Genomic DNA, 11,388 nt, shown 5'->3' with positions numbered 1-11,388 from the left:
CGACGGGGGTCGATACATGCCTGAAGCCTGATCCATCAGCCAAGGACCAGCCTTAACGGCTAGCCAATTGGCATCGGTTGTTCAGATGCGCTGTTGAGTTCTCAAGGAGCGGACGCTCAGAACTTCTTGCCTTTCGGCGTTCCGTCCTGGCGACGTTGTAAACAGTAGACCCTGTGTTGCTCGCCGGTCAAATCCGTGTTTCGCGGTTTTAAACGACGATGGAGCTTTCCCCGGAACAGCAATAGCCATAAAGAGTTACGCCTACCCCGAAAGGGCACGCGACAACACTTCGAGCTTTTACTGGGAGAAAAGGTTTTATCACCCCGGAACCGGCCACCTGTATGTCCGTTGCTTCCGTGGAGTCGACGTCCGCCTGAGCGACCCGCCGAAAACCCTTGGAGAACATTACCAGCTCCCTGGCATCCTTCAAGGCCCGCCCGGCGCGACGGGCGTCACAAGCCGGTAACGGTGTCGGTCCCCGCCGATTCCCGCCGCCGGCGGGAGGTGGGGCCGACCGGCGACCGGAAATTGTCACCACCCACAAGTGGTCACACCTAGCCGACTACCCCTTCGCACCGCGGTCGCCGCACCCGAGCCGTTCGCTCAGCGGCTGCACAACCGACCACCCCCATGCCCGTCCCGAGGTCACCCTGCCCATCCCCAGATCGAGGACTCCCTGGGTGCGGCGGACATCAACGACTTCGTGTGAGCTGTCCCCGGCCTGACCCGCAGATCCACGGCCGGACCCCTGACGCGGTGTGTACACCTGGTACACCCGGTCTCGGGTGTACCAGGTGTACACACCGCAGACCGGCCGGCTCCCGGTGTGGCGTTGCCTGTCCTATCCCACCGGCAGGCGAACCCCACAGGCAGGCGATCCTTGCGGCCCCTGCGTCAGGGACGGACGGCGGACGCGCGCAGCAGCCGCAACGTCCCGATCTCCGCGGCGTTCTTCATCAGCTCCGCATTCACCCATCCGGCCATGTCGGCCAGGCTCCGTTCGGCCTCCACCGGCCAGGGGAACGAGGAGGGCGCGTCGAGCGCCTCGTCCGCAATCTCCTCCAGCAACCCCCGCCACTGCGATCCGAGCGTGCGCAGCCAGTCGACAGCCGCGTCCCCGATTCCCGGGTACTCCACCTCGGAGGGATCGCGCGGAGCACCACCGTGGGCCTGGTCGAGAGCAGCCCCCAGCCACCAGCCCAGATGCCAGCTGGTCCAGGCGATGGTGGGCACCGGGATGGGATCGGGCTGGCTCTCCGCCCAATCGGGCACCCAGCTCCCGTCTGCCTGTGCGTGCAGAGTCCAGCACAGCGGTCCGGGCTCCCAGAGGAAATCCTCCGACTCCAGACGCTCCAGGTGGTACTCGAAGAACGACCAGGCCAGGTCGAACTGCCAGCGGAGCAGGTCACGACGAGGGGACTCCATGGCGCGACCCCATCACATGATCTTCTCGGCGGCAATGGCGCTACTCACCGGTCTGCTGTCGGTGGGGACCGCTACGGTCGTCCCGTGACCGGCCAGAACTCCCCCTCCACCGGCGACGATGCTCGCCCCACCATTCCCCGTGCGTCGTCCTGGGTGCGCGCCGTCGGCTGGGACCAGCTGCTGCGGCTGTTGTGCGGCGGGGTCGGCGTGGGCGGGACGATTCCGCAGGGTCCTGCCATCGTCATCGCCAACCACTCCAGCCATGCCGACACCGCGGCATTGATCGCTGTGCTCGGTCACCGGGGCTCGGTGCTGGTGGTGGCCGGCGGCGACTACTGGAACGGGTGGCGCGGGCGTCTGGCCCGTGACGTGGTGGGCATCCTGCCGATCCAGCGCGACGGCGGGTTCGAGGCACTCCTCGACGCGGCCGGCGCCCACCTGGCCCAGGGCGGCACCGTCGTCATCTTCCCCGAGGGCACCCGCACCACCGACGGTTCGCTCGGCCGGTTCCGCTCCGGCGCGGTGCGGCTGGCGGCCGCCACCGGTGCCCCGATCGTGCCCACGGCCGTGCACGGCACCCGCGAACTGTTCGGCAAGAACAACCTTCCCCGGCTCAACAGCACCCGCACCGCGCCGCTGGGAGTCCGGTTCGGCGAGCCCGTCACGGTCTCTCCCACCGCAAGCACCGGTGACACCAGCGACGACCTGCGCAAGAGCGTCGAGGCCCTGCTCGAGGCCGGTCCGGCGCCGGTCAGCCCTTCCCCCATGTGGGAGTGGGCGCGGCTCAACCTGCGCGGGCGCAACGGCATGGCCTGGACCTTCGGCTGGGCCTTCGCCGAGGGCCTGTTCTGGCCGATCGTCGCCGAGACCGGCACCATCCCGGTCGCCCTGGCTCACGGACGCCGGTCGGTACCGGCCGTCGTAGCGGCGGCCGCCGGGTCAGTCGGCGGAGTGGCGGCGAACTACGCCCTGGCCCGGGCCGGTGTGCGGGTGCCCTGGCCGCTGACCACCCCGTCGATGCACGCAACAGCCCGGGAACAGCTGAGCACGGATGTCGGGGGCGCCCTGCGGGAGCAGCGCGGTAACGGCATCCCGGTGAAGGTCTACGCCCGCACGGCCGGTGAGCAGAGCATCAACCCCGGCACGTTCATCACCGCCGCGGCCCTGGCCCGTAGCTCCCGCATCATCCCCGTCGGCCTGGCCGCGGCCGCGGTGGGTGAGATCGCCCAGCGCCGGCTCAAGGTCAGCTACGGCGGGGTGCTCGCGCTGTCCGGGGTGGGTCTGGCCGTGGGGCTGGAGCTCGTCGTGCGCAGCTGGAAGCAGCACCGGTGAGCGGCCTGTACGCGGCCAAGGCCTGGTACACCGCCCGGCTCGACGTGTTCATCCGGCAGGCCGTGCGCCGGGGCATCAGCCCGGACGTGTTCACGGCCGTCGGTGTGCTCGGCGGGGTGGTGGCGGCCGGGTTCCTGGCCCTGTCCGCGGAACACCCGAGCCCGGTGTGGGCGCTGCCGGTGCTCGCGGCCCAGGCCCTGCGGCTGGCGGGCGCCAACCTCGACGGTGCGGTTGCCCGAGCCCGTAACGTCAGCCGGCCCTGGGGTTTCGTCCTCAACGAGATCGGTGACCGGGCCGGTGACCTGGTGGTGGTGCTCGTGCTCGCCCACTGTGCCGGTGGCTGGTGGGGCCTGATCGGCCTGGCCGGGTCCACGCTGCCGACCTTCGCGTCGCTGAGCCTGGCCGGGGCCGGCGGCCCTCGTCTCAACGGCGGGCCGCTGGGCAAGACCGAGCGCTGCCTCATCACCGTGCTCGTGGCACTGGTCGCCAGCTGGTGGGAGCCGTACGACCTGGCCTGCGCGGTCATCGGCATCGGGGGTCTGCTCACGGCCGCCGTGCGCCTGCGCACCGGGCACGAGGCGCTGGTGCAGGCATGAACTGGCTCACCCACCGCTTCGACCTGTTCCACGATCCGGCTTGGCACGTCACGGTTCTCGGCCTCGACCTACAGGGCCGGGGGCTCTACCTGGCCGCGCTGTCGGCCTCGCTGCTGCTGATCACCGCGCCGGTCGCGCTGAAGCTCGGCGGTGAGATCCGCACCCGCTGGCAGACCTGGGCCCTGATCCTGCCGGTCATCGGCATCCCGCTGTGGACCGGCCGCATCGCCACCACGATCCTGGCCACACTGCTGGCCGCCGGAGCGAGTCTGGAGTACGCGCGCCTGGCGAAACTGGCCCGTGCCGACACGGTCTGGCTGCTGGGCAGCGCCATCGTCATGCCACTGGCCACGCTGTCATCGCGAGGGTTCCCGATCGCCGGCTGGGTGCCGTGGGCGATCCTGGGCGGGGCGGCGATCCCGCTGCTCGGCGCCGATCACCTGGACGGTTTCCGCCGGGCCGCGATGACCTCGTTCGGCATCGTCTGGCTGTGCTGGTCACTGGCGAACCTGCCGCTGCTGGGGCGCGACGCGTTCGTCATCCTGTTCGCCGCGGCCTGCGCCGACGTCGGCGCGTTCGTCGGTGGCAAGTCGCTGAAACGCTTTGCCTGGGGCCGGGCCGGGCTCACGCCCCTGTCGCCGAACAAGACCTGGGGCGGCGTGGCGGGCGGTTTCATCGCCGCCACCCTGATCCTGCTGGCCTGTGACTCGTTCTCGATCGGCTGGCTGCTCGCGGTGTGGATCGGCGGGATCGCGGGTGACCTGCTGGAGTCGATGCTCAAACGCCAGCAGGCGGTGAAGGACGCCGGCGACTGGCTACCGGGCTTCGGGGGCCTGCTCGACCGCATCGACAGCCTGCTGATCGCCATGCCGCTGGCCGTACTCCTGGCCTGACCCCTGATGACCGGCCCCCGTCAGGAGATGGGTGACCTCGAGGCCATTCAGGGCCAGTATTTTTTCACCATTCATCATGTTCAGGGAGCCATCCACCGGGCCGCGTCGACGTGAATGGCGTCGCCGCCGACCTGTTCGCGCAGCACGCTCTCCATCTGCGCCAACGAGGCCGCCCCCACCCGCTGCTCCCATTCCTCACGTAGCTGGTCGAAGATCGCCTCGGCCTCGCCGAGCATCGCCAGACCGTGAGCGGTGACGTAGAGGCGCTGACGGCGTCCGTCGTCCGGATCGGGCTCGCGGGCCACGTAACCGCGTTCCTCCAGAGCGGTGACGGTCTTCGCGGCCGCCTGCTTGGTCACCGACATCCGGCGCCCGACCTCGGAAATGCTGTCGGCGCCGGACAGGATCGCCTGCAGCGCGAAGTCGTGCACCGGGCGGACCTCTGCGTAACCACGAGCGGTGAGTTCAGCGGTGGCTCGGTCGGCCAGCGTGCGGAACGCACCGAGGAGCAGTTGCGCGAGGTCGGCGCCGGCTCGGGACATGACCCCAGTTTATGGCCGCGTTGACAGCGACAACCAAGGTTGTCTACCTTGATGGACAACCTTGGTTGTCCAAACGAGAGTGAAGCGCATGCCCGTCATCGAACCCCTCGGCGCCACCGTCCCCGGTGCCACCCACCACCTGACCGACCTCGACAGCGCCCGACTGCACCATGTCTCGGCCGGCACCGGCGGCTCCCCCATCCTGCTCGTGCACGGCTGGCCGGAGACCTGGTGGGCCTTTCGCCAGCTGATTCCACTCCTGGCCGGCACTCACCGCGTGATCGCCGTCGACCTGCGTGGCTTCGGCGACTCCCGCGCCACCGACCACGACTACGGCGAGGCGGCCTCGGCCGAGGACCTGCACCACCTGATCAAGCATCTGGACCTTGGCCCCGTGCACCTCGTGTGTCAGGACATCAGCGGCGGTGTGGGTTTCCGGTTCGCGGCCACACACCCCGACGACGTACTCAGCTTCACCGGGATCGAGACGACGCTGGCAGGCTTCGGGCTGGAGGCCCTGGCCGACGTGAACCACGGTGGGTCCTGGCATCTGGGGTTCCTGGGCACACCCGGCATCCCGGAGATCCTCCTGCCCGGCCACGAACGCGAGCTGATCGAGGGTTGGGCGTACCCGATGATGACCGGGGTGCCGGGCTCGGTCACCGAGGCCGACTTCGACGAGTTCCTGCGCAGCTACGGGCGGCCCGAGGGCTGGCGCGGCACGCAAGGTCTCTACCAGGCCCTCTTCTCCGACGGCGGCAAGACCGCGGCACTGGCCGAGAGCAATCCTCTGACCGTGCCCGTACTCAGTATCGACGGTTTCAGCGCCCCCTTCACCCAGCAGACCCTGCGCCAGTTGACGCAGCAGGAGATCACCTCCCACCACCTGGAAGGCGTCGGTCACCTGGTTGCCCAGGAAGCCCCGCAGGCCCTGGCCGATATCCTGCTCGACTTCACCGGCCAGGTCGATCACGGCTGAAAGAACATCAGGAGCAGCAGAACTCGTTGCCTTGCGGGTCGCGCATGACCCACCAGTGACCGGCCGGCCCCTGATTCACCTCGTTCACCCGGGTCGCGCCGAGCTTCTCCAGCCGGGCCACCAGATCGTCCAGTGATCCCGGGCCCCGGTGCACGTCGATGTGGAGCCGGTTCTTCGCCGTCTTCTCCTCGGGCACCTCCTGGAACAGCAGCCGACGTCCCTGGCCGATGCCGGTGAAGGCGTCGAACGGGTCGTCCGGGTGCCGGATCGCTGCCATACCCCGGAAGTACTGGCGCCCCTCGTGCTCCACGATCGCGGCCGGTGGCACCTGACCAGCCCCGACCAGATGCTCGATCAGAGCGCTCTGGTCTTCGGGCGTGTACTCCAGCGCCGCCGCCCAGAACTCGGCGAGCGCGATCGCGTCGTGACTGTCGATGACCAGCTTCCACCCCAGAGCCATGAACCTATTGGTAGTGGTTACCGGGTGGGCAGGACAAGCGCGGCTCCACCGCGGTGCCCACCCCCGCGCGCGACATCCCCGGATCGCCCGGTCGAGGCGTCCTCCATTGGTGCCCTGTCGATCACCACGGCACCAATGGAGGACGTGGGTCAGAGGAAGTAGAGACGGTTGAGTGCGGTGGACTCGGCCGGGGTGGAGGTGACGGGCTCACCGTCGACCGTGACGAGCCCGGATTCCGGGGCCACGCGCACGGTGGCGAGGCGGTGGTTGAGCAGCATCTGGGCGGGGCCGATGCCCCGGGTGCCCCGTACGCCGACGCGCCGGCGGCGGGTGGTCATGGTGTCGTTGCCGTCCTGCGCGGCGGCCTGGGAGGTGAAGGCCACCGACAGATCGGCCGCGGTCGCGCCGTGCCCGCCGAACTGCGGTCCGTAGACCAGAGGTTCGGCGCGGTCGATCGCGGCGTTCGGGTCGCCGGTGATCCCGTAGGCGGGAAAGCCCGCCTTGAGCACGAGGTCGGGTTTCGCACCGAAGAATGGGGGACGCCACAGCACGACATCGGCGAGTTTGCCCACCTCGAGCGTGCCGATCTCGTGGGAGAGGCCGTGCGCGATCGCCGGATTGGCCGTCAGCTTGGCGATATATCTCAGGGCGCGGGCGTTGTCGTTGGTCTCCCCGGGGTTCAGGGCGCCGAGGTCGGCCTTCATCTTCCCGGCCATCGCGAAGGTGCGGCGCACGGTCTCCCCGGCGCGGCCCATGCCCTGGGCGTCGGAGGAGGTGATCGGGATGATGCCCAGGTCGTGCAGCACGTCCTCGGCGCCCATCGTGCCGGCCCGGATCCGGTCGCGGGCCAGCTCCGCGTCACCGGGCAGGTCTTCCTTGAGCCCGTGCGCGGCCATGATCATGTGGAAGTGCTCGGCGACCGCGTCGCGCCCGAAGGGCAGGGTCGGGTTGGTGGACGAGCCGATGACGTTCGGTTCCCCGGCCAGGCTCAGCACGTTCGGCACGTGCCCGCCGCCGCAGCCCTCGATGTGGAACGCGTGGATCGTGCGCCCCTCCAGCACGGCGAGCGTGTCCTGCACCGACAGCGACTCGTTGATCCCGTCGGTGTGCAGCGCGACCTGCACGTCGTACTCCTGCGCCACCCGCAGCGCGGTGTCCAGGGCGCGGGCGTGCGCACCCATGTCCTCGTGCACCTTGAACCCGCAGGCGCCGCCCTCGACCAGGGCCTCCACCGACGAGCCCGGGTCGGAGGCCGAACCTCGGCCCAGGAAGCCGATGTTCACCGGCCAGGCGTCGAACGCGTTGAAGGCGTGGCGCAGGGCCCAGGGCGAGTTCACGCCGACGCCCCAGACCGGGCCGAACTCCTGCCCGATGATCGTGGTGACGCCGCTGGCCAGCGAGGCCTCCATGATGCGGGGGCTGAGCAGGTGCACGTGGGTGTCGATGGCCCCCGCCGTGGCGATCAGGCCCTCCCCCGGCACGATCGTGGTGCCGGTGCCGACCACGACGTCCACCCCGTCGAGGGTGTCCGGGTTCCCGGCCCGCCCGATGGCGCTGATGCGGCCCTCCCGGATCCCGATCGAGACCTTACGGATGCCCAGCACCGCGTCGATGACGACCACGTTCGAGATCACCACGTCGCAGGTCTGGCTGACCCGGGCGGCCTTGAGGTGCATGCCGTCACGGGCGGTCTTGGCGAAACCGGCGAGGAACTCCTCGCCCGGCCGCTGGGAGTCCGCCTCGACCTCGATCACCAGACCGGTGTCGCCGAGGCGGATCCGGTCGCCCTCGCGCGGTCCGTAGGCGCTGGCGTAGTCGGCTCCGGCGAGGCTCATGCCTGCTCCTCCTGGGTGTCCAGATACCCACAGGCGTGGGCCTTCTCGAGGGCGGCGGCGATCGCGCCGGGCGCGTCCAGCGGGCCGTCGACGAGACCGGCGAAACCGATGACGACGCGGGCACCCCCGATCGGGGTCAGCTCGACCTCGCGGGTCTGGCCCGGATCGAAACGCACGGTGCCGCCGGCATCGATGGCGAGACGTCGTCCGTACGCCGCCCGCCGGTCGAACCGTAGACGGGGGTTGACCTCGAAGAAGTGGAAGTGCGAGGTGACGCTGATGGGAACGGGGGACGTGTTGGTCACCGGGATCGTCACCGCGTCGGGGAAGGTGACCGGCTGGGCGGGGCCGGGCAGCAACGCGCCCGGGGCATCGTCACCCAAGGATCCTGCGAACGGATCCGTGACCACCACGAGCCGGGTGCCGTCGTCGAACACGGCCTCCACCTCGACCCGGTCCACGACGTCCGCGACCCCCGGCAGCACCTCGTGCGGGCCGAGCACCGTGCGCCCCGCCTCCATCGCCTGCGCCAGGCGGGCTCCGTCGCGCGCGGCCTCACACACCGTGTCGGCGATCAGCGCCGTGGCCTCCGGAATGTTCAGCCGCAAGCCGCGGGATCGCCGTGACCTGGCCAGTTCGGCGGCCGTGAAGATCAGCAGCCGGTCACGCTCGGTGGGGGTCAACCGCATGCCGCCCACCTTAATCGAAATCATTTCGGTTAAGGTGGGGGCACGCCCGACCCCCGGAGGACCCCATGCACGCCGGACGCCACATGCCCGCCGAATGGGAAGCGCACGAGCGCACCTGGATGGCCTTCCCCACGCCCAACCCCACGTTCGGCGAGACCGGCGGGCCCGACCTGACCCGCGCGCGCACCGCCTGGAGCGCCGTCGCGAACACCATCGCCGGGTACGAACAGGTCTCCATGCTCGTGGCCCCCGGTGACGACTCCGCCGCCAAGACGCTGCTCGACCCGCGGATCCAGCTGGTCGAGGTCGCCCTCGACGACGCCTGGCTGCGTGACTCGGGCCCCACCTTCGTCCGCACCCCCACCGGTGACGGTGACGGTGACGGTGACGGGCTGATCGCCGTGGACTGGTGCTTCAACGGCTGGGGCGCCCAGAAATGGGCGAAGTGGGACCTGGACGCCTACGTGGCCACCGCGATCGCCGAACGCGCCGACATGCCGGTGAGCACCTCGACCCTGACTCAGGAGGGTGGCGGCCTGCACGTCGACGGCGCGGGCACCGTGCTGCTGACCGAGACCGTGCAGCTCGACCCCGACCGCAATCCCGGCTGGACCCGCGAGGACGTCGAGACCGAGATCCACGCCCAGCTCGGCACCACCACCGCGATCTGGCTGCCGCGCGGCCTGACCGCCGACTACGGCGAGTTCGGCACCCGTGGCCATGTCGACATCGTCGCCGCGTTCACCCGCCCGGGCACTGTCGTCGTGCACACCCAGACCGACCCCGGCCACCCCGACTACGCTGTCTCGCAAGAGGTCTCGGCCATTCTGCGGGATGCCACCGACGCCCGCGGCCAGCGCCTGGAGGTCATCGAGCTGCTGGCCCCCGAACGGCACGAGATGGCCGGCGAACTCGTCGACCACTCCTACGTCAACCACTACGTGGCCAACGACGTGGTGGTGCTCTGCTCGTTCGACGATCCCCGCGACGAGCAGGCCCGGGCCGTGCTGCAGAGCGCCTACCCCGACCGCACCGTCGTCACCGTCGACGCGCGTGACATCTTCGCCTTCGGCGGCGGCATCCACTGCATCACCCAGCAGCAGCCCCGTTGACCCGGCTGACCCGGCTGACCCGGCTGACCCGGCTGACCTGAATGGCCCGACCCGCCAAGCCTCTGCTCTCGCGCGAGGCGATCCTGCGGGCCGCTCTGGCCCAGCTCGACGCCACCGGCACGCTCGCCCTGCCCGCCCTCGCCCGGGAGCTGGGTGTCGGCACCTCCTCGCTCTACCACCATGTCAAAGGTGGCCGGGAAGAGGTGATCGAGGGCATTCGCGGACTGCTGTCGGTGTCCGCGATGCCGTCCGACCGCCGCCCGGGCGAGACCTGGCGCGACTTCACCACGCGCTGGGCCGCCTCGTACCGCGCCGCGTACGCCGCCCACCCGGCGGTGGTGCCCCTGATGACCGCGCAGACCGTGGCTCATCCGGCCACGCTCGCCTCGTACGAGACCCTGGCCGAGGTGCTGCACGACGCGGGTTTCGGCGACCAGGACCTCCTGCACGTGGTGACGGTGCTGGACAGTTTCATCCTCGGCTCGGCCCTGGACGCCGGGGCCCCGGTCGAGGTCTGGGCCGACGGCGGCGATCCGGACTCGGCGCTGTCGCGGGCCCGCGGGGCGACCCTCGCCCAGCCGGGTGACCGCTCGGAGCGTGCGTTCCGGCTGGGTCTGGAGAGTCTGCTCGCCGGGCTCGAGCACCTGCGGTCCGGAAGCGGCCGACCCCGTTGACCTCCACCACCTGCCTCAGGGCAGCGGAGGCGGCACCGGACCGTCCGCGTCTCCGTGGACCACGAGCACCGGACTGTGCGCATGCTCGGCGACCTTCTCGCTGACCGATCCGATCAGCAGGCCGGAGAAGCCACCGTGACCACGGCTGCCGACCACGGTCATCAGTGCCCCCTCCGACAGTCCGATCAGGACCGCGGCCGCCCCACCTTCCCGGACCACGGTCACCAGGCCGTCCGGTTCACCCTCGGGATAGGCCTCTTTCACCGCAGCGGTCAGCACACCCGTCGCGACCTCATCGGCATTCCAGTTGGGCATCGGCGCACCGAAACCGTACGGCGCCGGGAAGTCCCAGGCGATGACTGCCTGAATCTGCGGCCCGGCACCCGGACCGGCCAGACCGGCCAACCGACTGGCCCACCGCAGAGCGTATTTCGACTGCTCAGATCCGTCCACGCCGACCACGATGCGGGGCCGGCCCGACGACGTGTTCTCGCTCATCGCCATCTCCTTCGATGTCACCTGCTCGTAGACCCAGCCTCCGTTCGCAACGACCCCTCCAGCAGAGGCGAACGTCCCGGACCCGAACCGGCCCATCTGATCAAAGATGACATTTTTCAATGCCATACGGATTTCCCGTCCGGTGACGGTTCGACTGACCGTTCGACGCATCTCAGGACCTTGGACCAGGGAGGCCGACCACCGCGCCCGACCCGAACATCTGCCGCTGACCCTGTGAAAGCCGCCACGAGGCTAGGCCATCCGGATCGGGGAGGGCCGAAAGACTCTGCCCGAACCGGCGAGAACGCAGTGCCATGGTGAGGTAGGGCACCGGCCCAGACAGGGCGATGCTC

The 11,388-nt window shown here is 69.9% G+C and carries 12 protein-coding genes; 6 read left to right on the top strand and 6 right to left on the bottom strand.

The annotated features are described in order from the left end of the window. Nucleotides 1-894: 894 nt before the first annotated feature. The gene (locus tag QSK05_RS27140; RefSeq protein WP_285600179.1) at nucleotides 895-1,425 is read right to left on the bottom strand and encodes a DinB family protein; all 531 of its coding nucleotides are present in this window, start codon (nucleotides 1,423-1,425) and stop codon (nucleotides 895-897) included. Between the two features lie 84 nt (nucleotides 1,426-1,509). Between QSK05_RS27140 and QSK05_RS27135 the strand changes: the two genes are divergently transcribed. From QSK05_RS27135 to QSK05_RS27125, 3 genes are read left to right on the top strand one after another with little or no spacing between them, the layout of a single operon-like run. Further along, nucleotides 1,510-2,757: a lysophospholipid acyltransferase family protein gene (locus QSK05_RS27135; protein ID WP_285600178.1), complete on the top strand. Its 1,248-nt coding sequence runs from the start codon at nucleotides 1,510-1,512 to the stop codon at nucleotides 2,755-2,757. Further along, nucleotides 2,754-3,353: a CDP-alcohol phosphatidyltransferase family protein gene (locus QSK05_RS27130; protein WP_285600177.1), complete on the top strand. Its 600-nt coding sequence runs from the start codon at nucleotides 2,754-2,756 to the stop codon at nucleotides 3,351-3,353. Before QSK05_RS27135 ends, QSK05_RS27130 begins: the two co-directional genes overlap by 4 nt. Next, entirely contained in the window at nucleotides 3,350-4,246 is an 897-nt protein-coding gene (locus tag QSK05_RS27125) for a phosphatidate cytidylyltransferase (RefSeq protein WP_285600176.1), read from the top strand. Before QSK05_RS27130 ends, QSK05_RS27125 begins: the two co-directional genes overlap by 4 nt. An 80-nt stretch (nucleotides 4,247-4,326) precedes the next feature. On the opposite strand, the gene QSK05_RS27120 is transcribed toward QSK05_RS27125, so the two are convergent. Next, on the bottom strand, nucleotides 4,327-4,788 hold the full coding sequence (locus QSK05_RS27120; RefSeq protein WP_285600175.1) for a MarR family winged helix-turn-helix transcriptional regulator: 462 nt from the start codon (nucleotides 4,786-4,788) through the stop codon (nucleotides 4,327-4,329). An 88-nt stretch (nucleotides 4,789-4,876) separates the two neighbouring features. Here QSK05_RS27120 and QSK05_RS27115 point away from each other — a divergent pair, with 88 nt between their 5' ends. After that, nucleotides 4,877-5,767: an alpha/beta hydrolase gene (locus QSK05_RS27115; protein ID WP_285600174.1), complete on the top strand. Its 891-nt coding sequence runs from the start codon at nucleotides 4,877-4,879 to the stop codon at nucleotides 5,765-5,767. Between the two features lie 7 nt (nucleotides 5,768-5,774). Here QSK05_RS27115 and QSK05_RS27110 read toward each other — a convergent pair whose 3' ends face one another. The 3 genes from QSK05_RS27110 to ureA all read right to left on the bottom strand — a co-directional run bounded on the left by QSK05_RS27110 (nucleotide 5,775) and on the right by ureA (nucleotide 8,751). Next, nucleotides 5,775-6,227, bottom strand: coding sequence for a VOC family protein (locus QSK05_RS27110; RefSeq protein ID WP_285600173.1), 453 nt, complete (start codon nucleotides 6,225-6,227; stop codon nucleotides 5,775-5,777). A gap of 149 nt (nucleotides 6,228-6,376) precedes the next feature. Next, entirely contained in the window at nucleotides 6,377-8,062 is a 1,686-nt protein-coding gene (locus QSK05_RS27105) for an urease subunit alpha (protein WP_285600172.1), read from the bottom strand. Then, on the bottom strand, nucleotides 8,059-8,751 hold the full coding sequence (gene ureA, locus QSK05_RS27100; RefSeq protein WP_285600171.1) for an urease subunit gamma: 693 nt from the start codon (nucleotides 8,749-8,751) through the stop codon (nucleotides 8,059-8,061). Before ureA ends, QSK05_RS27105 begins: the two co-directional genes overlap by 4 nt. A gap of 65 nt (nucleotides 8,752-8,816) precedes the next feature. Here ureA and QSK05_RS27095 point away from each other — a divergent pair, with 65 nt between their 5' ends. Both QSK05_RS27095 and QSK05_RS27090 read left to right on the top strand, forming a co-directional pair. Further along, nucleotides 8,817-9,863, top strand: a complete 1,047-nt coding sequence (locus tag QSK05_RS27095) for an agmatine deiminase family protein (protein WP_285600170.1) — start codon at nucleotides 8,817-8,819, stop codon at nucleotides 9,861-9,863. 41 nt (nucleotides 9,864-9,904) lie between these two features. Next, nucleotides 9,905-10,537, top strand: a complete 633-nt coding sequence (locus QSK05_RS27090) for a TetR/AcrR family transcriptional regulator C-terminal domain-containing protein (protein WP_285600169.1) — start codon at nucleotides 9,905-9,907, stop codon at nucleotides 10,535-10,537. 15 nt (nucleotides 10,538-10,552) lie between these two features. Here QSK05_RS27090 and QSK05_RS27085 read toward each other — a convergent pair whose 3' ends face one another. After that, entirely contained in the window at nucleotides 10,553-11,035 is a 483-nt protein-coding gene (locus tag QSK05_RS27085; protein WP_285600168.1) for a universal stress protein, read from the bottom strand. Nucleotides 11,036-11,388: the final 353 nt, after the last annotated feature.

Source organism: Kineosporia sp. NBRC 101731 (genome assembly GCF_030269305.1).
In the GTDB taxonomy this organism is placed as follows: domain Bacteria; phylum Actinomycetota; class Actinomycetes; order Actinomycetales; family Kineosporiaceae; genus Kineosporia.
Note: the sequence above shows the minus strand (reverse complement) of the source record. Positions and strands in the feature narration are given on the sequence as shown.